26 protein-coding genes, 1 tRNA gene and 1 pseudogene are annotated in these 26,167 nt (G+C 70.8%); 8 read left to right on the top strand and 20 right to left on the bottom strand.

The window, feature by feature from the left end; translation table 11 throughout:
• Window positions 1-16 precede the first annotated feature (16 nt).
• Window positions 17-205, top strand: coding sequence for a hypothetical protein (locus Q8S40_RS23360; protein WP_305672328.1), 189 nt, complete (start codon window positions 17-19; stop codon window positions 203-205).
• Window positions 190-1,200, top strand: coding sequence for an MFS transporter (locus Q8S40_RS23355; RefSeq protein ID WP_305672327.1), 1,011 nt, complete (start codon window positions 190-192; stop codon window positions 1,198-1,200). Before Q8S40_RS23360 ends, Q8S40_RS23355 begins: the two co-directional genes overlap by 16 nt.
• Here the strand turns inward: Q8S40_RS23355 and Q8S40_RS23350 are convergent, their stop codons facing one another.
• From Q8S40_RS23350 to Q8S40_RS23335, 4 genes are read right to left on the bottom strand one after another with little or no spacing between them, the layout of a single operon-like run.
• Entirely contained in the window at window positions 1,201-2,061 is an 861-nt protein-coding gene (locus Q8S40_RS23350; RefSeq protein ID WP_305672326.1) for a CoA ester lyase, read from the bottom strand. It lies immediately after the preceding gene.
• Entirely contained in the window at window positions 2,058-3,272 is a 1,215-nt protein-coding gene (locus Q8S40_RS23345; RefSeq protein WP_305672325.1) for a CaiB/BaiF CoA-transferase family protein, read from the bottom strand. Before Q8S40_RS23345 ends, Q8S40_RS23350 begins: the two co-directional genes overlap by 4 nt.
• The gene (locus Q8S40_RS23340; RefSeq protein ID WP_305672324.1) at window positions 3,269-4,138 is read right to left on the bottom strand and encodes a hypothetical protein; all 870 of its coding nucleotides are present in this window, start codon (window positions 4,136-4,138) and stop codon (window positions 3,269-3,271) included. Before Q8S40_RS23340 ends, Q8S40_RS23345 begins: the two co-directional genes overlap by 4 nt.
• The gene (locus Q8S40_RS23335) at window positions 4,135-5,121 is read right to left on the bottom strand and encodes a tripartite tricarboxylate transporter substrate binding protein (RefSeq protein ID WP_305672323.1); all 987 of its coding nucleotides are present in this window, start codon (window positions 5,119-5,121) and stop codon (window positions 4,135-4,137) included. Before Q8S40_RS23335 ends, Q8S40_RS23340 begins: the two co-directional genes overlap by 4 nt.
• 88 nt (window positions 5,122-5,209) lie before the next feature.
• Here Q8S40_RS23335 and Q8S40_RS23330 point away from each other — a divergent pair, with 88 nt between their 5' ends.
• Window positions 5,210-5,995 (top strand): IclR family transcriptional regulator, encoded by a 786-nt coding sequence (locus Q8S40_RS23330; RefSeq protein ID WP_305672322.1) that lies wholly within the window; start codon window positions 5,210-5,212, stop codon window positions 5,993-5,995.
• On the opposite strand, the gene Q8S40_RS23325 is transcribed toward Q8S40_RS23330, so the two are convergent.
• The 5 genes from Q8S40_RS23325 to ppsR all read right to left on the bottom strand — a co-directional run bounded on the left by Q8S40_RS23325 (window position 5,974) and on the right by ppsR (window position 12,135).
• Window positions 5,974-6,822, bottom strand: coding sequence for an amidohydrolase (locus Q8S40_RS23325; protein WP_305672321.1), 849 nt, complete (start codon window positions 6,820-6,822; stop codon window positions 5,974-5,976). The two genes, Q8S40_RS23330 and Q8S40_RS23325, sit on opposite strands and share 22 nt — an antisense overlap.
• Window positions 6,819-7,799 (bottom strand): tripartite tricarboxylate transporter substrate binding protein, encoded by a 981-nt coding sequence (locus Q8S40_RS23320; RefSeq protein ID WP_305672320.1) that lies wholly within the window; start codon window positions 7,797-7,799, stop codon window positions 6,819-6,821. Before Q8S40_RS23320 ends, Q8S40_RS23325 begins: the two co-directional genes overlap by 4 nt.
• Before the next feature lie 155 nt (window positions 7,800-7,954).
• Window positions 7,955-8,563, bottom strand: a complete 609-nt coding sequence (locus Q8S40_RS23315) for a biliverdin-producing heme oxygenase (protein ID WP_305672319.1) — start codon at window positions 8,561-8,563, stop codon at window positions 7,955-7,957.
• 3 nt (window positions 8,564-8,566) lie between these two features.
• Window positions 8,567-10,792, bottom strand: coding sequence for a GAF domain-containing protein (locus tag Q8S40_RS23310; RefSeq protein ID WP_304815521.1), 2,226 nt, complete (start codon window positions 10,790-10,792; stop codon window positions 8,567-8,569).
• On the bottom strand, window positions 10,789-12,135 hold the full coding sequence (gene ppsR, locus Q8S40_RS23305; protein ID WP_304815520.1) for a transcriptional regulator PpsR: 1,347 nt from the start codon (window positions 12,133-12,135) through the stop codon (window positions 10,789-10,791). Before ppsR ends, Q8S40_RS23310 begins: the two co-directional genes overlap by 4 nt.
• A 227-nt stretch (window positions 12,136-12,362) precedes the next feature.
• Here ppsR and Q8S40_RS23300 point away from each other — a divergent pair, with 227 nt between their 5' ends.
• Complete coding sequence (locus Q8S40_RS23300; protein WP_305672318.1) at window positions 12,363-13,832, top strand: NAD(P)/FAD-dependent oxidoreductase; 1,470 nt, start codon at window positions 12,363-12,365, stop codon at window positions 13,830-13,832.
• Complete coding sequence (locus Q8S40_RS23295) at window positions 13,829-14,767, top strand: carotenoid 1,2-hydratase (RefSeq protein ID WP_305672317.1); 939 nt, start codon at window positions 13,829-13,831, stop codon at window positions 14,765-14,767. The genes Q8S40_RS23300 and Q8S40_RS23295 overlap by 4 nt, the downstream gene beginning before the upstream one ends.
• A 1-nt stretch (window position 14,768) precedes the next feature.
• On the opposite strand, the gene Q8S40_RS23290 is transcribed toward Q8S40_RS23295, so the two are convergent.
• Window positions 14,769-15,035, bottom strand: a complete 267-nt coding sequence (locus tag Q8S40_RS23290; RefSeq protein WP_304815515.1) for a hypothetical protein — start codon at window positions 15,033-15,035, stop codon at window positions 14,769-14,771.
• 190 nt (window positions 15,036-15,225) lie between these two features.
• Between Q8S40_RS23290 and Q8S40_RS23285 the strand changes: the two genes are divergently transcribed.
• A complete protein-coding gene (locus tag Q8S40_RS23285; RefSeq protein WP_305672316.1) occupies window positions 15,226-15,615 on the top strand; it encodes a cytochrome c family protein in 390 nt (129 codons plus the stop codon).
• Between the two features lie 43 nt (window positions 15,616-15,658).
• Here Q8S40_RS23285 and Q8S40_RS23280 read toward each other — a convergent pair whose 3' ends face one another.
• The 4 genes from Q8S40_RS23280 to Q8S40_RS23265 form a co-directional block, all read right to left on the bottom strand.
• Window positions 15,659-16,513, bottom strand: coding sequence for an ABC transporter substrate-binding protein (locus Q8S40_RS23280; RefSeq protein WP_305672315.1), 855 nt, complete (start codon window positions 16,511-16,513; stop codon window positions 15,659-15,661).
• Window positions 16,506-17,300 (bottom strand): class II aldolase/adducin family protein, encoded by a 795-nt coding sequence (locus tag Q8S40_RS23275; RefSeq protein WP_304815512.1) that lies wholly within the window; start codon window positions 17,298-17,300, stop codon window positions 16,506-16,508. The genes Q8S40_RS23280 and Q8S40_RS23275 overlap by 8 nt, the downstream gene beginning before the upstream one ends.
• Window positions 17,301-17,560: 260 nt before the next feature.
• A complete protein-coding gene (locus Q8S40_RS23270) occupies window positions 17,561-18,619 on the bottom strand; it encodes a questin oxidase family protein (protein ID WP_305672314.1) in 1,059 nt (352 codons plus the stop codon).
• Between the two features lie 97 nt (window positions 18,620-18,716).
• Window positions 18,717-19,901 (bottom strand): amidohydrolase, encoded by a 1,185-nt coding sequence (locus Q8S40_RS23265; protein ID WP_305672313.1) that lies wholly within the window; start codon window positions 19,899-19,901, stop codon window positions 18,717-18,719.
• 145 nt (window positions 19,902-20,046) lie between these two features.
• Here Q8S40_RS23265 and Q8S40_RS23260 point away from each other — a divergent pair.
• Together Q8S40_RS23260 and Q8S40_RS23255 are read left to right on the top strand one after the other, a co-directional pair.
• Window positions 20,047-20,123 (top strand) — tRNA-Arg (locus tag Q8S40_RS23260).
• A 369-nt stretch (window positions 20,124-20,492) separates the two neighbouring features.
• Window positions 20,493-21,449, top strand: coding sequence for a LysR family transcriptional regulator (locus Q8S40_RS23255; RefSeq protein WP_168049705.1), 957 nt, complete (start codon window positions 20,493-20,495; stop codon window positions 21,447-21,449).
• On the opposite strand, the gene Q8S40_RS23250 is transcribed toward Q8S40_RS23255, so the two are convergent.
• The 6 genes and pseudogenes from Q8S40_RS23250 to Q8S40_RS23225 all read right to left on the bottom strand — a co-directional run.
• Window positions 21,425-21,685, bottom strand: a complete 261-nt coding sequence (locus tag Q8S40_RS23250; protein ID WP_168049706.1) for a DUF2274 domain-containing protein — start codon at window positions 21,683-21,685, stop codon at window positions 21,425-21,427. The genes Q8S40_RS23255 and Q8S40_RS23250 overlap by 25 nt on opposite strands.
• Window positions 21,686-21,688: 3 nt before the next feature.
• Entirely contained in the window at window positions 21,689-22,849 is a 1,161-nt protein-coding gene (locus tag Q8S40_RS23245) for a TrbI/VirB10 family protein (protein ID WP_168049707.1), read from the bottom strand.
• Window positions 22,846-23,799 (bottom strand): P-type conjugative transfer protein TrbG, encoded by a 954-nt coding sequence (gene trbG, locus Q8S40_RS23240; RefSeq protein WP_168049708.1) that lies wholly within the window; start codon window positions 23,797-23,799, stop codon window positions 22,846-22,848. Before trbG ends, Q8S40_RS23245 begins: the two co-directional genes overlap by 4 nt.
• Window positions 23,796-24,479, bottom strand: coding sequence for a conjugal transfer protein TrbF (trbF, locus tag Q8S40_RS23235; RefSeq protein ID WP_168049709.1), 684 nt, complete (start codon window positions 24,477-24,479; stop codon window positions 23,796-23,798). The genes trbG and trbF overlap by 4 nt, the downstream gene beginning before the upstream one ends.
• Complete coding sequence (trbL, locus tag Q8S40_RS23230) at window positions 24,479-25,741, bottom strand: P-type conjugative transfer protein TrbL (RefSeq protein WP_305672312.1); 1,263 nt, start codon at window positions 25,739-25,741, stop codon at window positions 24,479-24,481. The genes trbF and trbL overlap by 1 nt, the downstream gene beginning before the upstream one ends.
• A 44-nt stretch (window positions 25,742-25,785) precedes the next feature.
• Window positions 25,786-26,167, bottom strand: a pseudogene (locus tag Q8S40_RS23225) (P-type conjugative transfer protein TrbJ); the annotation flags it as partial.

Raw genomic sequence — 26,167 nt, 5'->3', positions numbered from 1 at the left:
CCAGCCCCGGGGCGGCATGCCGGCATCCCGCTTCGTCGCGGCCATCGTTGCGGCGCAGGTGCTGGCGCAGATTGGCGCCTTTACCCTGCCCGCGCTGCTGCCGGGCTACCTGATCCGCTGGCAGCTTTCCGCCACCGAGGCCGGCTGGCTGATCGGCGCCTTCTTTGCCGCCTATGTCGCCGCGTACCGGTGCTGGTGGCGCTGACGGACAGGTTGCCGGCGCGGCGCATCTACCTTCTGGGCACCGCGCTGACCGCGGTATCGCATCTCGGCTTTGCCTGTCTGGCGGAGGGGTTCTGGTCCGGCTTGGCGCTGAGGGCGCTGGCCGGCATCGGTTGGGCCGGCTGCTACATGCCGGGGCTGAAGGCGCTGGCAGACCGGCTTGAGGGCGCGGCGCAGTCACGCGCCGTGACCTGGCACGCCGCGGGGGTGGGCATTGCCGGCGCGATGTCGTTCCTCGTCGCCGGCACGCTGGAGGCGCTGGCGGGGCCGGAGGCGGCCTTCCTGTTCGGCGGCATGGCCGCACTCGCCGCCTTCGGCATTGGCGCGGCGGTGCTGCCGGATACGCGGCCGGTTCCACGCGCCGGCGCATTGCTGGATTTCCGGCCAGTGCTGCGAAACCGCGCGGCGATGGCTTGGATCGCGGGCTACACCGTGCACACCTGGGAACTGGCCGCGCTGCGCGCCTGGGCGGTCACCTTCCTGGCGCTGGTCATCGCGCAACAGGGTGCGCCCGGCTGGCTGCCCGGGCCGAATGTGCTGTTCACCATCGCGGGGCTGGTGGGCATCGCCGTTTCCATCCTCGGCAACGAAACCTCGCAGCGCTTCGGCCGTGGGCGCGTGGTGGCAGTGGCGATGGGCGCGGCGGCGCTGCTGTCGCTGCTCACCGGTTTCTCTGCCCTGGTCTCTGCGCCGCTTGCCGTGGCCTGCGTGCTGGCGTGGAACGCGGCGATCTACCTGGACAGCTCGGCGCTGACGGCGGGCACCGTGCAGGCGGCGGAGCCTGGCCTGCGTGGCGCCACCATGGGGCTGCACAGCATGTGCGGCTATGCCGGCGGTTTTGTCGGGCCGCTCGGTGTCGGCGTGGCGCTGGATTGGTCGGGGCCAGAGGCGTTGTCCTCCTGGGGCTTGGCCTTCGGCCATGTCGCGCTGGTCACGCTGCTGGGCTTCGCGGTGCTGCGACGGCTGTCGCGCGGCTGATCAGCGCGCGCGGGCCAGCAGCCGGCGCGCGCGGTCCACCACCGGCAGGTCGATCATCGCGCCGTCGAAGGCCACCGCGCCCTGGCCCTCGGCGACCGCATCCTCGAAGGTCGCGATCAGGCGGCGCGCGCGGTCCACCGCCTCCGGACTTGGCCCATACACCTCGTTGATGATCGGCACCTGCGCCGGGTGGATGCAGGCGGCGCAGCCGAAGCCGAGGGCGCGGGACCTTCGCAGCGCGGCGCGGTAGCCCTCCGGATCATCGAAGGACGCGAAGGCGCCGAGCGAGCCGAGCGGCGTGATCCCCGCCGCCCGCGCCGCCAGCAGCGCCAGCATCGCGGGCAGATACAGGCTGTCGGCGGAGGGGGCTGCTTCCATCTCCGTCGCCAGATCCTCCCCGCCCACGCCGAGCGCCACCACGCGCGGATCGGCGCGGGCGATCTCCGGCAGGCTGGGCAACGCCTCCGCCGTCTCGACGATGGCGAGGAAGCGCGTGGCGGTGCGACCGTGCCGGGCCTCGGCTGTGGCGGCAACCTCCGCCAGCAGCCGCACATGCTCCGGCCCCATCACCTTGGGCAGCATCAGCGCGGTGGCCCCGGCGGCGATCGCGGCTTCGATGTCCGGCACCGCCAGTTCCAGCGGCCGGTTGATGCGGACGCAGATGGTGGCGCCCGCCTGGCCCACCTGCGCCGCCGCGGCGGACAGCGCCGCGCGCGCTTCCGCCTTGCGCGCCGGCAGGATGGAATCCTCCAGGTCGAGGATGATGACATCGGCCTGCCGCGTATGCGCCTTCGCGACGAAGCGTTCAGCCAGCACCGGCACGAACAGCAGGGACCGCCAGCGGGCGGGATGGTCGGTCATGCGGGTTCCTCCGGCGTGGTGACGATGCCTGCGGCGATCATGCGGTCGATCGCGTCCTCCGCCACGCCGAGCTCGCGCAGCACGGCGCGGGAGCTTTCGCCGAGGCGCGGCGCCGGCAGCGCATCCTGCCGCATGCCGCCGCTGAAGCGGTTCGGCGTGGCGGTGCGGCGGATGCGGCCTTCACTCGGGTGATCCTCCGGCGCGAAGAAGCCGGTGGCGGCGAGGTGCGGGTCTTCCAGCAGATCCTCCAGACTGTTGTAGGCGGCGGCCGGCACATCCGCCGCACCGAGAATCGCCAGCCATTCCGCGGTGGTCCTCTCCCGCATCGCCGCGGCGCGGACCTTGAGGTATTCGGCCGCATTCGCCGTGCGCGCGGCGGCGTTCAGGAAGCGCGGATCGGTCTTCAGTTCCGGCCGGTCGATGGCGTCGAAGAAGGCGAAGGCCTGGGCGTTGGTATTGGGGCCGATCGTGATGAAGCCATCCTGCGTCGGCACCGGGCGATAATCCGGGCTCAGCAGCCGCCCATCGCCAAGCGGCCCCACCGGCGGGTCGAAGGTGCCGGCGCCGAGATGCTCGCTCATGACGAAGGAGGCCATGTTCTCGAACATCGGCACCTCGATCGCCTCGCCAACGCCGCTGCGTTCGCGGCGAAACAGCGCGAAGCCGATGCACTGCGCGGCGATCAGCCCGGTGATGTGGTCCGTCATCACCATCGGCACGAAGCGCGGCTCGCCACTGGCGCGGTGGAAGGTGCCGGCGACGCCGGACAGGCTCTGGATGATCGGGTCATAGGCCGGGCGGTTGAAATACGGGCCGCCGCGGCCGAAGGCGAGGATGGAACAATGCACCAGGCGCGGATTGATCGCGCGCAGCGACTCCCACCCCAGCCCGGCACGGTCCAGCGCATTGGGGCGGATGTTGCTGACGAAGACATCCGCCGTGCGGATCAGCGCCAGCAGCGCGTCCAGCCCCTCGGGGTTCTTGATGTCGACGCAGAAGGACCGTTTGTTGCGGTTGAACTGGATGAACTTGCCGGACATGCCGGGGTTGCGGCTGCCCTGCGCCATGGTCCGCAGCAGGTCCCCGCCACCCGGCGCCTCAACCTTGATGACCTCCGCCCCCTGGTCCGCCAAGGTGCGGGAGCAGATCGGGCCAACCACGACGGAGGTGAGGTCCACCACCCGCACGCCCTCCAGCGGGCCGCCACTCATGCGCCGAATTCCAGTTCCATCTCGGCCGCCAGCGTGCCGTCCGGCGCCGCGGCCCAGGCGGCCATTTTGCCGTCGCGTGGGGCGGCGCCGGCCAGCGTCACGGTCTGCCCGACGAAAAGCGGCCGCCGCAGCCGCGCGGTGAAGCCCAGCAGCGGGCCGGGCGCGCGCTTCAACGCGGCATCGACGATCAGATGCATGGTCAGGCCGCCATTCTGCACGGTGGCGGGATAGCCCTCCGCATCGCGGGCGTAATCCGCGTCGTAATGAATGCGATGGCTGTTCCAGGTGACGGCTGAATATTGAAAGACCAGGACAGGATCGAGCAGCATGGCATCCGACCAGGCCGCGCCTTCCGGCGGCGGCACCGGCGGCGTGCTGGCGCTTTTCGCACCGGGCGGCACAGCCTCGCGATACACCGCATCGAATTCATCCACCGCGAGCGTCTCGCCCCGCGCGGCAATGGTCTGCCGCATGGTCAGCACGACGATCTGCCCGGTGCGCGCCTGCTTCGGCTCGATCGCCGCCACCTCGATGGTCTTGGTCGCGGCGTCGCCCACCTGCAATGCGCCATGGATGCGCGTGCGGCGGCCGGCGCCCATGCGGCGGGGCAATGGGATCGGCGGCAGGAAGGCGCCGCGGCGCGGGTGGCCATCCGGCCCGATTTCGCTCTGCCGTGCGACATCGGCGAAGAACAGGCTGAACCAATGCGGCGGCAGCGCGCTGCCCGGGCCGAAACTGTCCGGGTCCAGATCCAGCATGCCGGCGATGCGGCGCACGGCGGGCAGGGTGATCTCCTCCGCCACCACGCGCGACCTGCCGATCCAGCCGCGCAATTCCGGCATGGCGGCGGCGACGGCGTCACTCATTGTGCTGAGAGGTTCAGGCGGCGGATCATCGGCACCCACAGATTGGCCTGCGCCAGGGCCCGGTCCTCCGCCTGTTCGGGCGTATTGGCCGGGGCCGGGTCGGCGCCGACGCGGGCGAAGGCGGCGCGCAATTCCTCCGAGGCGAGGGCCTCGTTCAAGGATCGGTTGAGGCGCAGCACGATTTCCGGCGGCGTGGCGGAATGGGCCATCAGGCCGAACAGGTTCACCGCCTCATACCCCTCCACCACCTCGCCGATCGCTGGTACGTCCGGCCAGTTCGGTGACCGCCGCGGGGTGGTGACGCCCAGCGCACGGATCGCGGCTTCCCCACGCACCGGCTCGGCCTCCGGCAGCCCGACCAGCCGGGCCTGCACGCGGCCGCCGAGCAGGTCCGTCATGCCCTGGGTGCTCTGCCGGTAGGGCACATGCACCAGCTCGATCCCCGCCTTCTCGCTCAGCAATTCCATCGACAGATGCGTGGTCGCGCCGATGCCGGAGGAGGCATAGTTCAACCGCCCTGGATTGGCGCGGGCATGGGCGATGAACTCCGCCAGATTCTGCGCCGGCACGCTGGAATGGATCAGCAGGATGTTCGGCGTGGTGGCATACAGGCCAATGGTCACCAGGTCCCGCGCATGGGCGAAGGGCAGGTTGGGGCGCAGCGCCTCATTGATCGCCTGGGTGTTCCGCGTGCCGACGAGAATCGTGTAGCCATCGGCGGGCGAGCGCACCACGGCATCCGCCGCCACCACGCCGGCCGCACCCGGGCGGTTGTCCGGCGTGATCGCCTGGCCGAGGTTGCGGGACATGGCATCCGCCACGATGCGCGCCACCACATCGGTCTGGCCGCCGCCGCCATAGGGAATCATCAGGCGGATCGGCCGGTCCGGCCAGGCAGCGTGGGCCAGGCGCGGGGCGGCCAGGGGAGCGGCCATCAGGCCAGCGGTAGCGCCCAGCAGGGCACGGCGGTGCAGCTTCGGCATCCGATTTCCTCCATCCGGTTTTGCCGCAGTCTAGACCCGGCCGGCGCCGCGTGGTGCATCGCATATGTGATGTTGGCGGAGGGCAGCCGTGCCGCGCGAAGGCTTCGTGAAATCCGCGCAACGGACGCTGGAGGTGCTCGAGCTGTTCGCCGGCACCCACCGCGCGGCGACGGTGGCGGAGGTGGCGCGCGACCTCGGCTACCCGCAATCCAGCACCTCCATCCTGCTGGCCGACCTCGCCCGCCTCGGCTACCTGGAGCAGGACGGCATCAGCCGCGCCTACCGGCCGACTTTGCGCGTGATGCTGCTCGGTGGCTGGTTGCAGGACCGGCTGATCGGCGAGAGCAGCCTGTTGAGGCGGATGGAGAAGCTGCGCGCCCGGCATGATGTGACGGTGCTGATCGGCATGCAGGCCGGCGCCCGGGTGCGCTACATCCTCACGCTGCGCCGCCCCGCCGCCGGGCTGCATATGCGCGCCGGCATGACGCGCGCCATCGGCCGCGCCGCGGTGGGCAAGGCGCTGCTGATGCTGAAGACGGATGCGGAAGCCCAGCGCATCCTGCGCCGTGCCAACGCCGAGGAGCCGGAGGCCGCGCGCCGCGTGGACATCGCCGCGGTGATGGACAGCCTGCGCCAGGCGCGGGTGCAGGGCTGGGTGGAAAGCGGCGGCGCCGTGGTGCCGGGCCAGAACGTGCTGGCGATGCCGCTGCCGCCGCTGCCCGAACATCCACGCTTGGCTATCGGCCTCGGCACGACGGAGGCCGAGGTGGCGCGGCGGCGGGACAGCCTGGTGGCGGCACTGCGGGAGGTGTGCGCGGCGCTGAAGCGGGAAGCCGCGCGCCGCACGCCGGATCAGGCGGCGGGGAAGTCGTAAAGCCGCGCCGGCGTGTCCACCAGGATGCGCTGCCGCAAGGCCGTATCCGGCGTCCAGTCCAGGAACACCTGCAACAGCCTGGCCGCATCCGGGCGACCGCCATCCGGGCGCGGATGCGGCCAATCCGTGCCCCAGACCAGCGCATCCGGATTGGCGGCGACCAGCGCATCATGGAACGGCTTCGCCTCTGCATAATCCGGCCCCAGCGCGCCGAGGCGGTAGGTGCCGGAGACCTTGGCGTGGTAGCGCCCCTCCGCCACGCCGCGCCGCAGCGCCTGGAAGCCGGGGTCGGCCACGCCATGGCTGTGATGCATGCGGCCCATATGGTCGATCACGATCGGCACGGGCAGTTGCGCCAGGCGTGGCTCCAGCTCGGGCAGATGCCGCGCATCGATCCACAATTGCAGGTGCCAGCCGAGTTCGGCCATCACCGGCATCAGGGGCTCGATCTCCGCCAGCCGCACGCCGCCATGATAGGCGGCGGCGCCGTCGCGGCGGTATTCATTGGCGCGCAGCGCGCGGATGCCGTTCCGATGCATCGCGCGCAGCGTCGCGGGCGTCGCCTCGGCGCCCACCACCGCAACGCCGCGCAAGCGGTCCGGCGCGCGCCTCAGCGCATCCAGCGTGCAGGCATTGTCGCGGTCATAGGCGGAGGGCTGCACGATGACGCCGCGATCCAAGCCCAGCCGGTCGAGCAGCGCCAGATAGTCCTCGAGCGTCTCATCCTCCGGCGTGTAGGAGCGCGGCTCGGCATAGGGGAAGCGCGCGGCGGGGCCGAAGATGTGGCAGTGGCAGTCGGTGGCGCCGGGCGGCAGGGACTGCGTCATTCCGCGCGAATGCCTGCGGCCTGGGCGGCGATGCGGGAGCGTTCGAGATCCTCCGCGATGTAGCGTGCGAAGCCGGCGGGGGTGGCCAGCTCGCCGGCCGCCGTCTCCCCGCCCATGCCTGTCATGCGCGCCTGGAAATCCGCTTCCTGCACGATCTCGGCCATGGCGGCGCCGAGCTTCCGCATCGCCTCCGCCGGTGATCCGCCGGTGGCCAGCAGGCCGACATAGGACCCGGCGGTGAAGCCCGGCACGCCCTGTTCCGACATGGTCGGCACATCCGGCAGCGCCGACAGCCGCGCGGTGGCGGCAACGGCGAGGATGCGCGCCTGGCCGGCACGGTGCAGCGGCAGCGCGGTGGAGAATTCGGTGAACAGCAACGGGATGTTGCCGGCCAGGAAATCCGGCACCGCCGCGCCGCCGCCCCGGTACGGCACATGCAGCAGCTTGGCGCCGCTCGCCGCGATGAAGGCTTCCAGCGAGAGATGCGTGGCGCTCGCCACGCCGGCCGTGCCGACGCCCAGCGCATCCGGCTGCGCCCGCGACGCCGCGACCACATCGGCGACGCTGCGATAGGCGGAGGAGGGCTGCGCCACCAGGCAATGCGGCACCTGCATCGCCATGCCGACCGGCGCGAAATCCTTGGCGGCGTCATAGGGCAGCCGTGCCTGCACCACCGGGTTGACGCTGAGCGGGCCGTTCGATCCGATCAGCAGCGTGTAGCCATCCGGCTGGGCGCGGGCCACCGCCTGCGCGCCGACGCTGCCGCCCGCGCCCGGCCTGTTCTCCACCACCACCGGCTGTCCGAGCTTTTCCTGCAGCCGCGGCTGCAACAGACGGGCAATGGTGTCCGCATTGCCGCCGGCGGCGAAGGGTACGATGACGCGCACCGGCCGGTCCGGCCAGGCGGCCTGGGCCGGCAGTGCGCGCAGGGCAGGCAGGGCTGCGGCGGCAGCCAGCAAGGCGCGGCGGTTCATCATGACGTATCCCCGGACGTTTTTCGTTGCGTCCATCATGACAGCGAGGGGGGGAGGGTCAAGCAAGGCAGGCCGGTGCGGATGGGTGATCTGCGCCCCGCCCGTCCCCTTGTACGCGGACGGCATTGCCCATGGCCGGCAGGCGGTGCCGGCATCCGTCACCCCGTGATTGAGGGCGCGTGTCCCAAGGACGCCTCCGGCCCGGCGAACCAGGCCTCGAAGCGGGCGAAGGTGGCCTCGGCGCCATCAATCATGGCGGCCAGCCTTCCGGCCTCGGCGCCGCAGGCCTCGATCGCGACGCAGCAATCGCGCCACATCGCGCCGTGCCGGGCGCCGTAGCCGCGCAGGAAACTGCGCCCCGCCTCGCCCGGCAGCACGCCATCCAGGGCGCGCGCCAGATGCTGGCCGCCGAGCGTCGAGCCTTCCGTCACATACAGGCACCCCATGGCCCAGGCGGCGCAATCCGGCGCCGGCAGGCTGGCCACCGGGGCCAGCGGGGCGGCACCCAGCGCCACCAGATCCGCCATCAGCATCGGCGACCGGCGGCGCGCCTCGACCTCGATGCCATAGCCCGCGAGCGACGGCGCGGCGCCGAGGGCTGCTTCGACGCCGAGATGAAACCCCAGCAGGCGCCGCAGCAGCCGCACATATTCCTCCGGCGCGATCCGCCCGGCGGCGAGGCGCGCGAAGACCGGGACCCCATGCAGCCGTTCATGCACCGCCCCGGTGGCCTGCCGCAGCGCCAGCCGTGCGGCATCCATCGGCATGGCTCAGTCGTCCCGTGGTGTCTGGTTGGAAGGCGGCTGGCTCGAATGCCGGATCAGCGCCTCCAGCACCACGGCGGTGCGGGCGACGGAGGCGCGGACGGATTCCAGCAGATCCGGCATGCGCGCCACATCCACCCCATCGGCGATTTCCAGCGCCGCGAGCTGCGCGTTTTCCACCACCGAGGCGAGGATGGCCTGGAAGGCGAGGTCCGCCTGGCGGTCCAGCCGCCCGCCGGGGCGACGGGCGCCTTCCTCAATCCCGGCCTGGAAGCGCCGCCGCGCCGCATCCGCCGCCTTGCGTTCCGCCAGGTCGTTGAACAGGAAAACGAAGCCGAGCACCCGGTCCGGCGCCGAGAAGACCGGATCGGCGCGCACCAGCACCGGGCGGCCGCCGCCCAGCCCGGCGCCCTGGCCATCGGCCAGCCGCACCTCGCCGCGCCAGGACCGCTTGTTCTCCAGCACGTCGCGCAGCCGGCGGCCGACCTCGGCCGGGTCGGCGAAATAGGGAAGCAGGTGGTCGATGCGGCGCGGCGCGGCGCCGCGCAGGCCGGGCAGCAGCCGGTCGAAGGCCTCGTTCCGCAGATCGATGTTGCCGGCCTGGTCGCAGATCACCACCGGCTGGGCGGACAGCCCCACCTGGCGGCGCACCTGCGCCAGCTGGTCCTCCGCGATCAGCATGCGGACGGAGCGGAATTGCAGCACCACATCCGTGACGGTGTCGCCAATCAGCCGCGCGGTGGCGAGGTCCTTGGGCGACCAGGCCTCCGAACGGCCCTCCACCACCTGGTTCCATTTGGCGAAGGACCGGCGCGGCGACAGGTCGCGCGGGTCGTCGCCCACCAGCACCGGCTTGGTCGGGTCGCCGCCCCATGTGACGGTGGAGACCTGTTCCGGCCGGAACCACACCAGGTATTCGCCGGGCGCGGTGGAGATCGGTGCCGCCAGCACGCCGCTGGCGACCCGCGTTAGCCCCGCCAGATGCGGCGCCTCCGCCGCCAAGGCGGAGGTTGCGATGACGGTCGCGCCCCCGGCCGAGATCCGCGGCCGGCTGTCCAGCCAGGTGCCGATATCGCGCAGCCCGGCGGTGCCGGGCACGTCGCCGGCGGTCTGCATCTGGCCCTCGAACAGCAGCGCCGCGCCGCTGGCGCCGAGCGGCAGCAGCAGGGTCTGGGCATTGTCGAACAGCGCGGTGCGCCAGTCCCCGTCGCGGGTGATCGCCTCGATCATCCGCTGTTCCAGGCGGCGCACGGCGAGTTCGGCCTGCGACTGCACGAAGGATTCCAGCGCCGCGATGCGCGTGCCCACCGCCTCGGCCAGCAATTCGGTGATGGCGCGCAGCGCGAAGGGCGTGCGGCGCGGTGTCTGGTGGTGGCAGGACACCATCCCCCACAGCCGCCCACCCACAAGGATGGAGGCGACCAGCGTGGCGCCGACGCCCATGTTCTTCAGATACTGCACATGCAGGGGCGAGGTGCTGCGCAGCACGCACAGCGACATGTCCAGGTCCTGGCCGGTCCGTGGCGAAAGCCGCGGCTCCAGCGGCACCGGCGCATAGTGCACATCCGTCACCACCCGCACCCGGTTGCGGATGTAAAGCCGCCGCGCGATCTCCGGGATGTCGGAAGCCGGGTAGCGGTTGCCGAGATAGGGCTCCATCCCCGCCGCATGTTCCTCGGCGAATACCTCGCCATGGCCGTCATCGTCGAAGCGATAGACCATGACGCGGTCATAGCCGGTCAGCCCACGGAAGATGCGCGCCACCTCCTCACACAGTGGCTTCAGCGCGTAGCTGCCGAGGATGGCCTGCAGCGCGGGCTCGATCCGCTTCGCGCCGTCATCCTCCGGCGCCGCGCGTTCCAGCTCCAGGATCACGCCGCCGCCGATCGGGCGGTGCAGCTGCACATCCAGCGGCACGGATGCCGCGCTGGGCACGCGCACCGCGGCCGGCACCACATCCAGCGGGTCAGCCAGCAGCGGCGCGATGGCCCGCGCGATATCGGGCGCGAAATCGGCCAGCCGGCGGCCCAGCGCCGGCCCCTCCAGGCCGAGGAAGGCGGCGGCATTGGCGCTGACCTGCAGCACCGTCAGCTCCGGCTCCCGCAGCGCCAGCAGGGCGCCATGCGGCTGGATCGAGGCGGCGAGGTGAATCTGCTCCCGCTCGCAATTCGAAAGATCGGCGGTGCCGAAGGCGGGCGATCCGGCGGCGCTGCCGGGCAGGTCGATGGTCACCGCGCGCGATCCTCGTTCGCCTCGCGGTCTTCGCCGATTTCATAGCGTTCGAGCTTGGCATAGAGGCTCTGCCGGCTCAGGCCGAGCGCATCCGCCGCCGCGGTGCGGTTGCCATTGGCCAGGCGCAGCGCCTGTTCGATGCAGGCGCGTTCCACCAGCGCCGCGGTGTTGCGGACCATGGTGGGCAGCGGCACGCGGCCAACATCATTGGCCAGCATGCCGAGCGCAGTACGCAGCGCCGCCGCCTCACCGGATGCCAGGATTCGGCGGCCGATATCGCGGATGATCAGGCCCACCATGCGCTGGCCATCCCGGTTCACGGCGCTGCCCGAGATCTCGACCTCGATCTCGGAGCCGAGATTGCCGGTCAGCTGCGTCGGGAACAGCCGGACCTCGCCATGCTGGGCGATGGTCGCCATCAGCACGCCGATATCCATGCCGGGCTGGGCCAGCCAGCGATCCAGCTTCTCGCCGATGATGCTGGCCTCCGTCCCGGCCTGGGCCAGGTCGAGGAAGGCGCGGTTGGCGCGGCGGATGGCGCCCTCGGCATCGATCGCCACGAAGCCGTCCGGCATATCCTCCATCAGCGCATCGCCGCGCAGCGTGGTGGCACGCGGCTGCGTCACGGGGGCGGCGGGGCTGAGCTGGATCAGGAACACCGGGCCCGGCGTGCGCGCCATCAGGGAGGCGCGCAGCAGCCAGGGCGTCCCATCGGCGCCGAGATGCACCATGATGCCCGGCGCGCGGCCCTGTTCGCGGGCGCGCATCAGCACATCGCGCAGCGCGGCACGGTCGCGCTGGGCGACCTCATCGGAGAAATTCCAGCCCGGCGCCATGCCAAGCTCGCGGATCGCGGCCGGATTGGCCTCGACGATGCGAAGCGTGGAGGCGGCGATGACCAGCACGGCCTCGCTGGAGGCATCGAACAGCAGGCGGGACCGGGTCTCGATCTCGCGCAGCTTCCAGTAATCCTGCTCGCGCGCCTGCTGGGCGGCGACCAGGCGCGACTGCAACTCCGCCACCGCCTGAAGGTTCTTGCCGACCGCGATCAGCCCGGCCTGCCCGCCGAGGCGGACGGTGGTGTATTCGATCGGCAGTTCGAGGCCGGAGGGGAAGCGCTGGGTGATCTGCAGATAGGCGGAGACGCCGCTGGCGCGCGCATCCTCCACCATGCGGCGAACCTGCAGCCCGGCAATTTCCCCGACCGTCTCCATCCATGGTCGGCCAAGCCATTCCTTCACCGGTTCGGCGGGAATGGCGTCCGAAAGGGCGGCGTCACGAATCACGCCTTCCCAATCGAGGCTCAGGGTGATGTCGGGTTGGATCACGGCAACGCGGGTCATGCAGGTATCCGAATGAGCTGCCAGGGCCGCCCCGTCTATTCGGAACGTCTGGCCCGAAGCGGCACCAGGGAGGAAGTGCCGCCACGGTAGTGCATGTGTGGTGTTTAGCGAGTGGAACGTCAACGCATGATGACGTTTTCACGCGATTGAGACGCTTCGCTCCGTTATTCCCCCTGATTGTCCAGGGTGCTTGACACCACGATGGGACCTTAGCCCTATTCCCCCCCATGCGGGAAGCGGGACATTCCATCGTGGCGGTGATCGGCGCCGGCATTGGCGGGCTGGCCGCGGCGCTGCATCTGGCCGCGGCCGGCCGGCCGGTGCTGCTGCTGGAGAAGGCCGCGACACCCGGCGGCCGGGTCCGCAGCCTGCACCCCGGCGGCGCCGTCGCGGTGGATGCCGGGCCCGCGGTGCTGACCCTGCTGCCGATATTCCAGCACCTTTTCGCCACCGCCGGCGCCCGGCTGGAGGATCATCTGGCCTTGCTGCCGCTGCCGGTGCTCGGGCGGCATGTCTGGCCCGATGGGCAGGTCCTGGACCTGCTGGCGGACCGGCAGGCGGCGGCAGCGGCGGTCGGCGATTTCGCCGGCGCGGCGGCGGCCCGCGGCTTCCTGGATTTCCAGGCCCGCGCCGCGCGCTGCTGGGACGCGCTGGAAAAGCCGTTCCTGACCGTGCAGCGGCCGGGGATGCTGGCGCTTGGCACTCAGGTCGGCCTCGGCCTGCGCGGCACCTCCCCCTTCGGCACGCTGTGGGATGCGCTGGGCGAGCATTTCAGCGACCCGCGGCTGCGCCAGGTGTTCGGGCGGATGGCGGCCTATGTCGGCTCCTCCCCCCTGCTGGCGCCGGCCACGCTGATGCTGGTGGCGCATATCGAGATGTCCGGCCTGTTCGCCATCGAGGGTGGGATGGACCGGCTGGCGCAGGCGCTGGCCGGTCTGGCGCAGGCGCGTGGGGTGGAGATCCGCCACGGCGCGGAGGTGGCGGAAATCCTGGTGCAGGGCGGCCGGGTTGCCGGGCTGCGGCTGGTGCAGGGCGAACGGATCGCGACCCGGCAGGTGGTGCTGGCGGCGGATGCGGCCAGCCTCGCCACCGGGCATTTCGGCGCCGCGGCGGCGCGCGCGGTGCCGCCGCTGCCGGCCTCCAGACGGTCCTTCTCCGCCTTCGGCTGGGCGATGGCAGGGCGGGCGGAGGGGCTGGACCTGCCGCGCCAGGCGGTGTTCCACCCGGCCGACCCCACCGCCGAATACGCAGCCCTGGCCCGTGGCCGCATGCCGGAGGCGCCGACCGTGACGCTGTGGGCGCAGCGGCGCCTGGCCCCGGCCCCGGCGCCGGAGGGGACGGAGCCACTGATGATGCTGGTGCCCGCCCCGCCGCGCGCCGATGCACGCGACATCCCCCCCGGCCCGGCGGAGGCCGCGAGCCTGGCGGCCATGGACCGGGCCGGGGTGCGGCTGCGGCGGGATGCGGTGCTGACGGTGACGCCGAAGGACCATGAACGCGACGCGCCCGGCAGCGGCGGGGCGATCTACGGCCAGGCGGTGCATGGCTGGCAATCCATCTTCAGCCGCCCGGCAGCCCGCACCGCGCTGCCCGGGCTGATCCTGGCCGGCGGCACCACCCATCCGGGCGCAGGGCTGGCCATGGCGGCGCTTTCCGGCCAATTGGCCGCGGCCGCGATCATCGGGGAGAGAACATGACCAAGACTGGCTGGGAATTCGACCGGCCCGCGCCACCACGCGGCTATGGCTGGTGGTACCTGGATGCGCTGAGCGCGGATGGCCGGCACGGGCTGAGCATCATCGCCTTCATCGGCACCGTCTTCTCCCCCTGGTACAGCCTGGCCAAGCGCGGCGGGGCGCCAGCGGACCCCGAGAATCACTGCTGCCTGCATGTCGCGCTGTATGGCGCGCCGAAGCGCTGGGCGATGACCGATCGACGCAAATCCGCCCTGCGACGCGGCACGGATTTCCTGCAGATCGGCCCGAGCGCCCTGCATTGGGACGGCAACGCCCTGACGGTGCGGATCGAGGAGGTGACGGCGCCCTTGCCGAGCAAGCTGCGCGGCACCGTGGTGCTGCGGCCGGATGCGGTCTCCACCCGCACCCTCCAGCTGGATTCTAATGGTCGCCACCATTGGCACCCGATCGCGGCGCGGTCCTCGGTCGAGGTGGCGCTGGAAAGCCCGGATCTGCGCTGGTCCGGCCCGGCCTATTTCGACACGAATTGGGGCATCGCCCCGCTGGAGCAGGATTTCGTCGGCTGGGACTGGTGCCGGGCGCCGATGCCCGACGCCACCGCCATCCTGTACAATACGCAGCGCCGGGACGGCACGGACCAGTCGCTGGCGCTGCGGGTGGCGCGCGATGGCAGCGTGACGGATTTCGAGCCGCCACCGCAGGTCAGCCTGCCGAAGACGCTGTGGCGCATCGCCCGGCCGACCCGGGCGGAAGGCGGCGCCGCGCGGGTGACGCAGACCCTGGTGGATGCGCCCTTCTATTCCCGTTCCGAGATCCAGACGCGGCTGCTGGGGCAGCAGGCGACGGCGATCCATGAGAGCCTGTCGCTGGACCGTTTCGCCTCGCCCGCCATGTACGCCATGCTGCCCTTCCGGGTGCCGCGGCCGTTTTCCTGATCTAGCGCCGCAGCCGCACCGCCAGGTCCAGCAGATGGGTGGCCAGCGCGGCCACCAGCGCGGCGGCCACCCAGCCCCAGCCGGCGCCGGTCAGGGCCGCACGCAGGCCCAGGGCGAAGGCGACGCCGGGCAGCACCAGCCCGGCCAGCGCCAGCGGCGCCAGTCCGCGCCCGGTGCGGCGATGCCAGGCGAACAGCAGCAGCGCCTCCGCCAGCAGAACCGCCAGTACCAGGTCAGCGACATGGCCGGAGGCGAAAAAATCGTTCATCATCATTGCGTCCGCGAAGCCTTGCGTGACCGAGGTTTCATGCCGCAGAACCCTTGCGCGGGCTGAGGCTGCCGCCACCTCAGCCAGTGTGGGTTGCCGGCAGTCTTGCCGGGGCGCGACTTTTCGCCAAGAACCCCGGGCGCGGCCGGCGCGTTTGTGCCGCGAGAAACGACCAAGGAGGATGCTTCGGATGCGACGTCTGACACTGATCCCCGCGACGGCCCTCGCCGCGGCCTTCGCCCTCGCGCCCTTCGCGGCGAAGGCTCAGGATGGCGACCCCGCGGCCGGCCAGCGCGTCTTCAACCAGTGCCGCGCCTGCCACACGATCAATGAGGGCGGTCGCAACGGCGTCGGTCCGAACCTGCACGGCGTGGTTGGCCGTGCCGCCGGTTCGGTGGAGGGATTCCGCTATTCCGCCGCCATGCAGGAGTGGCGCGAAGGCAAGACCTGGACGGAGGAAAACCTGCGCGCCTATCTCACCGATCCGAAGGCGCTGATCCCGCGTGGCAGCATGTCCTTCGCCGGCCTGCGCAACCCGACACAGCTGAATGACGTGATCGCCTATCTGAAGGCGAACTGAGGCCTCACCCGGGCCGAGGTCGGCTGGCCTCGGCCCGGGCGGCCTAGGGTACCGCGTCGGGCAGACCCGACCAGGCTTCTTCCGGCGTGAACCGTTTTGGCAACAGCCCCTGTTCGGCGCAGTAGTCGATCGCCAGGGCAATGGCTGGGCGCAGTTCGTCTCGGCTGCGGACCGCGGCACCGGCTTCGCGCAGCATCCGCAGCAGTTCGACAACCAGATCGGGCCGTTCCGCGGCGATGTCGGCGCGCACCACCACCAGATGGTTTAGCGGCAGGAAGCCGTGCCGGGCGCGGAAAGCGGCGCCGGCCTCCTGCGGGTCCGGGAAGACCGGGCGGAGGTCCGGCGCATCCGGCATGTCATTGCCGAAGATCGCCGCCTCCACCTCTCCGCCCCGCAGCATCGCCAGCAGATCCTGGCCTTTCTGCGCACGCGTCACCCAGGGCGGGTCGCGGAATTCGCTGACATGGGCATCCTCGAAGGTGGTCCAGCGCTGCTGGTCTGCCTTCACGCCATAGGTCTCGGCCAGGCTGCCGCGCAGCCACATGCCGGTGGTCTGGCTGTAGGCGCGCACGGCGATGCGCGCGCCGGCGAGGTCCGCCGGACCCTGGACCGGCCCATCCCTGCGGCAGAGCATCGCCGCTTCCTGCGCGCGTTCCACCAGCACCACCGGCAGCAGCACCAGCGGCTTGTCGTAGGCGCGCGCCATCAGGAAGGTGGCGATCGCCATCTCGCTGACCTGGAAGCGACCCTCCCGCACCATCGGCGCGAAGGCCTTGCTGATCGGCGCGATCTTCTCGAAATCCAGCCGCAGCAGGCCGGAGGGAACTTCGCCCTCCAGCAGCTTCCGCGTCCCTGCATAATTGCCGAGCGCGGCCTTCAGGACGGTCGCCTCAGTCACGATAGGAGGGGTCCATCCGGTCCAGCTTGCGCAGCAGGCCCGGCCATTCCATCACGCCATAGGGGCGGCGCGTGCCGGGCTGGTAGTTGTTCCAGGTGGCGTCCACGACAGCCTGCGGCACTTCCACCAGCTTCTGGCCGGTGGCCTGCGCGGCGAGCTGCGCGCGGCAGGACAATTCCAGCCGGTGCATGGCGTTGAAGGCCTCGCCCACCGTCTTGCCCACGGTCAGCAGCCCATGGTTGCGCAGGATCAGCGCGTTGCTGTCGCCCAGGTCGCGCACCAGGCGTTCCTGCATCGCCATGTCGAGCACCACGCCGTCATAGTCGTGGTAGCTGATGCGGGCGAAGCGCATCGCCGTCTGGTTCATCGGCAGCAGGCCGCATTCCAGGGAGGAGACGGCCATGCCCGGCCAGGTATGGGTATGGATGACGCAGGCGATCTCGTGGCTCGCCTCATGGATCGCGCCGTGGATGACGAAGCCGGCGCGGTTCACGCCATAGCCCAGCTCGCCGGGGAATTCCGGCTTGGCCAGGATGTTGCCCTTGACGTCGATCTTGACCAGGGAGGAGGCGGTGATCTCCTCATACAGCATGCCATAGGCATTGATCAGGAAGGCGTTGTCCTCACCCGGCACGCGGACCGAGATGTGGTTCGCCGCCATGTCGGACATGCCGTAGAGGTCGATCAGCCGGTAGCAGGCGGCCAGATCCACGCGGGCCTGCCATTCCTCCGGCGTCACCTGGCCGCGCAGGGACGGGATGCGGAAGCGGTCGGGGCTGTCGGGCATCGGTGTGGTCTCCGTTGTTGGTCTGCGCGTCAATCAGGAAGGGCGCCTGCGTGGCGGACGCATCTGCGCCTGCGACTGCAATCCTGTCCCGGGCAGGCAGCACCAATGCCGGGCGGCATCCGATGGCCATGGGCCGCTTTCCCCCGCCGGACGATCATGGCGCCGCCCGCTTCAGAAGCAGACCATGCGCCGTTCCGGCCCATGCGACAAATGGGAAGAATGACGCCAGCGTTTCCATTCATGCATCTATCGGGGCCGGCTCAGCTTTCCCAGCCAGGCAGCAGCCCCATGCGGCGCGCGGCGACCACGCGGTACAGCGGGTCGCCCCACTGGGCTTCCTCGCAGCGGGCGGAATAGACCAGGGAGACGTCATGTTCCTCATCCGAGGCACAGGCCGCGGCTGCAATCACCGCCCAATCCGGCGCCGGCAAGGCGCGCTGGCGCTCGGCCTCCGCCGGGGTGAGCGGCAGGGGAAAGTGCATTTTCGGATAGGCGGCGGCGATCGCCTGCCAGAAGAAGCGGATCGCCCGGTGCTGATCCGCCGGTTCCAGCACCGGCAGGATCAGCCGCAGCCAATGGGTGCCGGAGACGGCATGCAGCGCGCAGAACTCGCCGGTGGCGGCGTAGATCAGCAGCGAATCCTGCGCCATTTTCCGATGCGTCTCCGGGCAGACCGCCAGCCAGTCATGCACTGGCGCGAAGGCGGGCATGGCGGCGGTCCGGCGCATCGCGTGCCACAGCAGGCCGTCATCGAATTCCATGGCACGCAGGGTTGGTTCCTCCGCCAGGCGCAGCAGCACCGCGGCGGGCTGGTCCGTGATCGGCGCGGCGCCGATCCCCTCGCCCAGGGGCAGGTAGGTCGCGGCCCAATAGCCCAGCGCTTCCGCCACCTCCGCCTCGGTGCCGGAATCCTGGGCATAGGCCAGGCGCATCAGCGCATGCAGCGCGCTGGCGGCAATGCCGGGCAACAGCCGCGGCAGGTAATGGCGCTGCAGCGTGCCGGCGCTGCCCAGCCGGGCCAGTTCGGCGCGGAAGAAGGCGCGGTAGGCGGCTTCTGCCCGCCGGTCGCCCAGCCGTGCCGTCCAATCGGTGCGCAGGATCGGCGCATCCAGCGGCAGCATGGGCGCCAGGTTGTTGACGCGGATATAAGCATCCAGGAAGCGCCGCGCATCGCCCTCGGTCCCGCCAAGCTGGCGTTGCGCCCAGAGCACCATGGCGGCGTGGTTGGCCAGGGTTTCCCCGAACTCCGCGCTCAGCCGGCGTGCCTGGTTCAACGCATCGGGCAGCGCATCGGTCGTCTCGGCGGCGGCAGGGCTCATGCGAAATCTCCAGCGTGTCGCCTGGCGCGGGTCCAGCAATCCTCGGGCCATATCCACCGCAGGTCCAGCGCCGCGGCCGGGTTGTTGCGGAGGCGTCTCAGCGTGCCAGCACCCCGTCGCGCGCCGTGATGCGCCCGGCCTTCACCACCAGCGCCCTCGGCGGCGCCGCCGCCACCGCCTCCGGCACATGCGCGGCATCCACCAGCACGAGGTCCGCCGCCGCGCCCTCCGCCAGCGTGGGATCGGGCAGGCCCAGCACCTTCGCCGGCGCGCTGGTGACGAGATCGAGGCCGAGCCGCAGCTCCGCATCGCTCAGCAGCGCCGCGCGGTAGCCGACCAGCCGGGCGCGTTCCAGCATGTCGCCATTGCCATAGGGGGACCAGGCGTCGCGGATGTTGTCCGAGCCCACGAAGACCGTGACACCCTCCGCCACCAGCCGCTTCACCGGCGGCATCGCCTCCGGCCCCGGGCCGTTGGTCATGATGGCGACGCCGGCCAGCGCCAGCGCCGCGGCGGTGCGGGCGAGCGTGGCTTCCTCCACCTGGCCCAGCGCATAGGCGTGGCTGACGGCGACGCGGCCCTGCAGCCCGGCGGCGCGGGTGCGGGCGGCAATGCGGCGCAGCTCGAAGGCGCCGAGTTCGCCGGGATCGTGCAGATGGATGTCGATCGGCACGCCGCGGCGTTCGGCGATGCCGAAGACGATGGCGAGCTGCGCCTCGATATCCTCATCGATGCAGGCGGGGTCGAGGCCGCCGACCACATCGGCACCGGCCGCCACCGCATCCTCCAGCACCCGCGCATGGCGCAGCACGCCGGATTGCGGGAAGGCGACGATCTGCAGGGACAGCAGGTGCGCGACCTCCGCCCGCAGGGCCAGCAGTGCCTTGAGGCCGGCGAGGCCCGCCCCGGCATCCACATCGACATGGGTGCGGATGGCGGTGGTGCCGCGGGCGGCGATGCTCTCGACCAGGTGGCGGGCGCGGCGGGCCATCGGCTCCGCGATCGCGGCGAGCTGGGTCTTTTCCGCGGCGATGCGGCCGGCGACGCTGCCATCCGGCCGGTGCGGCAGCCAGGGCAGGCCGAGGAAGGTCTTGTCCAGGTGGATATGGCCATCGACCAGGCCAGGCAGCGCTAGCAGGCCCCGGCCCGGCTCCACCGGCCCGCCCGTGAGCGTGCCGGCCGGCGCGATGCGGGCCAGCCGGCCATCGCGCAGGCCGAGATCGCAGCGCCGCCCGTCCAGGCGCACATCCGACAGGATCAGGTCGAAGGGGGCATCGGGCATGGCGGCTGTGTCGCACGCGGCGCGCTGGGCGCCTAGCTGGCGGCGGGGCGGCGGGGCGGCATGCGGGGGCCTGCCCGGCATCACCGATCGGGCGCGGATCGGGACTTCCCCAGCCTGCCCGACCGGGCTATGGAAGTCGCGGCGTGGACCCGTAGCTCAGCTGGATAGAGCGCTGCCCTCCGAAGGCAGAGGTCGAAGGTTCGAATCCTTTCGGGTCCGCCAACTTATCTACACTAATCAACGCGCTAGTGGAAGCACTTCCGGGCCGGAGCGTGTCGCGCAGGCGCACGGAAGCACCACGGAAGCATGCGGTTGAAACCGGCCCTGAGTTAGTCGGTGCATGCGCGGCGGCTTGGCCTGCCAGTTTCGAGCCCACACTCTGAGCCGGCGACCGCTCACGCGGTCAGGCAAGGGGGGCTTACCGATCCCCCCCGAGCGCGCAAACTCAGCCCTTCCCGCCGAAATGTGATTGCAGCCAAATCGCAGGCTCAGGCAGGTTCGGCAGGATAACCTTTAAATCAAGGCCGGTCCTGCTGAGGTTGATTGCGCTCCAAGGCGTGCGCGGGTCGGGGTCGGCCGAAATTGTGGCCGGTGGCGGTGGAAGGAAAGCGCGGTTTAGGCCCCGTACCAGGGCATCTAAACGGATCGATCAATCTCCGGACGCTTCAGCTCGCCATCCATGTCGAGCGTCACGGTAGCATTCGACTCGCGGCTAAAGCCGCCAACATTACCGCTTCAGTCGTCAGCCGACGGATCGCCCTTCTGGAAGATGAGCTGGGCGTGTCTCTGTTCGAGCGGCGAACGTCAGGTCTTCGGCCAACCGCGGCGGGCGCTCGGTTTTTGGAGGCCGCGCGCCGGATGCTAGCCGAGCTCGATGGTGCGGCCGGTGCAGCCCGAGCAGCGGGCTCTGGCCTGGTCGGCCAGCTTGTCATCGGCACTTACTTCTCGGCCTCGAGCGGTCGCTTCCGCGATGCCCTCCTACGCTTTGTGGCACGGAATCGTCATGTCGAAATTTCGGTGGTCGAGGGCGATCGCGAACACCTACTTGGCGAACTGCGCCGCGGCCGAACAGACGTCGCGATCCTCCTCGGGCCCCACGACGAAACGGGCCTGGACCGACTTGCACTATGGCAGGAGACAGGCATGGTCGCCCTGAATGAGGGCCATCCCCTTTCCGCCTCGGACCTGGTCCCGTGGCGGGGCCTCGCGGGCGAGACATTCATCACCACATCCCGTGGATCCGGACGGGAGGCCCGCGCCACGGTCCAGAGGATGCTGCCTCACGAGCACCCAGCCCGCTTCGCGACGCACGATGTCAGTCGGGAGGGCATGTTCAACCTGGTCGGCACGGGGCTCGGCGTTGCCGTGCTCGCGGAGTCCGCTTCGGGCGCATCCTATCCTGGCGTCGTGTTCCGGCCAGTCGGTGACGAGGCAGGGCCGACGATGGTGGAGGCTGCGGCCTATTGGGATCCCAAGCGAGACAACCCTGCCCTGCGTCGGTTCCTGGCGCTACTTCGGGCCACTCAGAGGTCCCGTGGCGGCGTCTGAGGCTGCGGCATGCGTGACTTAGGCGCGGGCTTTCGGGCCGAGCGAAACCCCCTGTCACTCGCCAAGAAGCTGGCCATCATCGGCGCTACGAGCTTCGTCGGCTCCACCGGCTGGCTGGTTTCGCGTGAGAGCGCGTCGGCGTAGGCGACCAGGTCGCGATGCAGTCCGGCCGGCAGCTCCACGGTGAGCTTGACCGGACGGTCGTCGAGGATCGGACCGAGCTTTAGCTTCGGCATGGGTCAGCCTCCATACGGTTCGAGCACGAGATCGCGGTGGACGATGACGCGGACCGGGAAGCCCGGGCGTACGGTCAGCGTCGGCGGGACCGAGAGCTGCCGGCGGACGATCTCCTCGCCGGCGCGGCCGACGGTATCCTGGCCGCTTTCGCGGATGGCGCGGGCGATGTCGCTCTCGTCGTCCTGGCCCAGTTCCAGGCCGAGGTTGAGCAGTGTCGCGAGGCCCGCGGCTAAAAAGAGCTGTCCCCAATGGTGGTCGACGCCGTCCTCAAGCCCCGCATAGCCCGCCTCATCGGTACCCGGCATGCGCTCCAGCACGATGGAGCGGCCGCTGGGTAGAATCAGCCGGTTCCAGGCCAGCAGGATGCGCCGCTGCCCGAAGCTGATCCGGCTGTCGTAGGCGCCGATCAGGCGCGCGCCCTGCGGGATGAGCAGATGCCGCCCCGTTGGGCTGTCGAAGACGTTTGCAGTGACCTGGGCGGTGATCTGCCCGGGCAGGTCGGAGCGGAGGCCGGTGAGCAGCGCCGCGGGGATGACGCTGCCGGCCTGGATGACGAACGGACTAACCGGTGCCTGAAGGCGGTCCGCTGAGGTTGTGCGCCGATCCGCCTGGCCTCCGAGGAAGGCGGTGCGACGATCGGTCGCATCCTGGCCTATGGGCAATGCGCCGGGTTCCACAGCTTGCGGCCCGACCGGCTCGGCGCCGCGCGGCGCACCTCGCGCCTCGACCTGCACAAAGAGCCGGCTGGTGCGCGCTGCTTCGATTTCCTGTAGCCGGCGCTGCTCGGCAGGATCGGCGGTTGTCGGCATCGCCGGCGGCACGACCGGCTGACCGCGTTCCTGGGCGCGCAGGATCGGGCGGCCCAGATCGCCTGGCAGCGGCGGCCCCAGCTGCGGAATGCCCGCATAGTCGCGCGGCAGGTTGGCAAGGCCATCGGCCTCCGGATTCCTGTCGGTGCTGTAGAGCTCGCGCGGGCCCTCGCCGCCGCTGCGGCTCTGTAGTGCCACGATCAGCGCCCCGCCGATCCCGAGCCCGGCCGCGACGCCAAGGCCAATCAACACCCGCCGGGAGAGCCGCATAACCCTGGGCGGATCGGGGCGCAGGCGCAGTGCCGCCGCGATGTCGCGCTCGCTCCCGCCCCGTTCCGGTGCCGCCCCGCTCATCGCGCCCGGCCGTCGGTGCGCACGATGCGTACGCGCTGCTGGCGGTCGCCGAGGCGCAGCTCCGCCGCGGCGAAGAGCCGGTCGACGATCATGAAGTTCTGCCGGACGCGGTAGTTCACCAGCTGCCCCTCGCCCTTCGGCCCGATGACGAAGAGCGGCGGCATCTCGCCCTGGCCGATGCCGCGCGGGAACTCGATGAAGACCTGCCGCTCGTCGTCGAAGGCGCGCAGCGGCCGCCAGGCCGGGCTGTCGCCCTCGACCTCGTAGCGGAAGCGCAGCCGCGAGAGATCGAGTCCTTGCTCGACGGGCGCCGCAGCATTCTGCCGGCGCAGAGCGATCAGCGCGTCCTGCGGATACTGCCAGGAGACCGAGGCCATAAAGGTGCGCTCGGTGGAGCGCAGCTCCAGCAGGTAGGTGCGCCGGTCGGTATTGATGATGAGGTTGGTGGTGAGGTCGGGCCGCGTTGGCTTGACGATGATGTGCACGCGGCGCGCAGGACCCGTGCCGCTTTCGGTGTCGCCAATGATCCAGCGCACCGTGTCGCCGGCGGCGACGGGGCCATTGCCGACCAGCGTCTCGCCCTCCTGCAACATGATGGCCGTGACCTGGCCGGGCGCTGTGTAGACTTGGTAGAGCGCGCCGGGCGTGAAGGGGTAGACCTGCACCGCGTTGATAAAGCCAGCCCGGAGCGGCTGTACCCGGGCCGCGGCGTTGGCCTGGTTGACTCGGACGGTGGGATCGGGCGGCTCGGCTGTGCGCCTTGAGGGCGGGAGCCGCTGAAGCTGCCCTGGCAGCGGTAGCGGCGTTGGCACCTCGACGATCTCAACCGATCGCGGCGGCTCCGGTATCTGCGTCGCCTGGATTGGCTCGTCATCGTAGCTGATCTCGGGCGGGCGGAAGGCGCAGGCGCCAAGGAGAAGCAGCGCCAGGATGATATGTGCCTGCCTCATTGCCCGAGCTCCCGTGACCAGTTGATGGCGTGGACGAAGATGCCGAGAGGGTTCCTGCGCAGACGCTCGGCATCGCGTGCGGGCTGCACGACAATGGTCAGGATCGCGGTCCAGCGCTCGGTACGAGAGAGCTGCCCGTTCTCGTAGGTCCGTTCGATCCAGGCGACGCGAAAGCTGTCGTCGGAGGCGCGGATGACGCTGGAGACCTCGATTGCGACCTGCTCACGCCCGACACGGCCAAAGGGGTCGCTGACGCGGGCGAAGTCGTTCAGCGCCAGCGCGCCGCGGTCGGTCGCGAAGTCATAGGCGCGCAACCAGTTTTGGCGGACGATGATCGGGTCGGCGGCGATGCCGCGCACCTGTTCGATGAAGCGCGCAAGGTGCCAGGCGATCTGCGGGTCGGTCGGCCGGAAACTCGCGACGGCGGGGGCGACCGCCTGCGCCTCGCCGAGCCGGTCCACCTGCACGACCCAGGGCACGATGGTGCCCCGGGCGGACTGCCAGACCAGGGCGGCCGCCAAGCCGGCGATCAGGGCAAGTTCACCCAGCGCCATGAGGCGCCAGTTGCGCGCCTGGACGCGAGCGGAGCCGATGCGCTCATCCCAGGCCTGGGCGGCGCGCTGGTAGGGCGTCTCGGGCTCGGGGGTGCGGCCGTAGCGGACGGACGGGCGACGGAACATCAGCGATCCTCCGAGAGGCGGATGGAAGTGCCGGCGCCGCCGCCGTCACCCGAGCGGATGGCGTGGCCGAGGGTCGTGACACCGTGGCTGAGCGCCTGGCCGCGCCGCATGCGGCGGGCCCAGGCCGGGGCACCGGAGGATGGTGGCGGGTCGGCGGGCGGCGAGCCGGCGTCGGAGACAGTCGTGCTGCCGGCGGCGTGGCTGGCGCGAAGGCTCCCCGCCACGCTGCGCAGCGGGCTGATGGCGGCTGAGCCCGCGGCGATCGCAACGCCCGAGGCGCCCCCGCTGCGGTAGGCGGTGCTCGCGGCGCCGAGTGCGTAGGCCGAGCCGCGCGCGCCGGCTCCGATGGCCGATCCTGCTGCACCCACCACGGCCGCGCCCGTGCGCACGGCAGCCGCGCCGGCGACCATGGCGCCCCCCGCCGCGAGGCCCGTGCCGACCGCCGCGCCAGCGCCGAGCTGCGGCCCGCCGGAGATCAGCCCATTGGCGATACCCGGCCCAAAAATCCCGAGTGCCAGCAGCGCCAGCGCGGCGAGGACGATGGACATCGCCTCGTCGATGGTCGGCTGGTTGGCGCCGAAGCCCGCGGTGAACTGCGTGAAGAGCGTTGAGCCGATGCCGATAATCACGGCCAGCACCAGAACCTTGACGCCGGAGGAGACGACGTTGCCGAGCACGCGTTCGGCGAGGAAGGCCGTCTTGCCAAACAGCCCGAAGGGCACCAGCACGAAGCCCGCCAGCGTCGTCAGCTTGAACTCGATCAGCGTCACGAAGAGCTGGATCGCCAGGATGAAGAAGGACAGCAGGACGATCGCCCAGGCGAAGAGCAGGACGAAGATCTGCAGGAAGTTTTGGAAGAAGGAGATATAGCCCATCAATCCGGAGATCGCCTGGAGCAGCGGCCGCCCGGCATCGAGACCGACCTGCGCGACGCGGCCGGGCTGGAGCAGCTGCTGGGCGGTGATGCTCGAGCCAGAGGCGATCAGGCCGAGGCCGGCAAAGCTGTCAAAGATGACCTGAGCCAGAAAATTCCAGTTGCCGATGATCCAGGCGAAGACGCCCACGAAGAGGGTCTTCTTGATCAGGCGGGCGATGATGTCGTCGTCGGCTCCCCAGGCCCAGAACAGGGCGGCGAGTGTGACGTCGATGACGATGAGCGTCGCGGCAAGGAAGGCCACCTCGCCGCCGAGCAGCCCGAAGCCGCTGTCGATGTAGCGGGTGAAGACGTCGAGGAAGCTGTCGATGACGCCGGTGCCGTTCATGGCACGTCCAGGGGGCGGCAGGGATGTGGCGCCACGATACGCTCTCAGGGACCATGGAACATGCGGGCGGAGCCGGGCTGATAGCCGACGCCGGGTGCCAAAAAGCGCTCCCTCTGCTCGCGGGCCTGCTCCTCGCCGCTGGCGACGCGTGCGGCCTCCAAGGCTTCTGCCCGGCCCTGGGCGGCGACGACGGCCGTGAGGTCTGCGATCTGTTGCGACTGGAGAGCGAGAAGCTGATTGCCCGCCTGCGCCGCCTGAAGCGCACCGGTCGCGCCTTGGCTCTGGCTCATCAGCGTCTCGGCCTCGGCGCGCGTTCCGGTCAGGTTGCCCATCACGGTCGCCTGGGTCATCAGCGCGTCCTGGAAGCCCGCGACCGAGGTCTGCCAGCGCTCGCGGGCATTGGCGTACATCTGCTGGCTGGAGCCG

The sequence above is a fragment of the Falsiroseomonas sp. genome, from assembly GCF_030695085.1.
Lineage (GTDB): Bacteria > Pseudomonadota > Alphaproteobacteria > Acetobacterales > Acetobacteraceae > Falsiroseomonas.
This window is presented reverse-complemented; position numbering and strand designations above follow the sequence as displayed.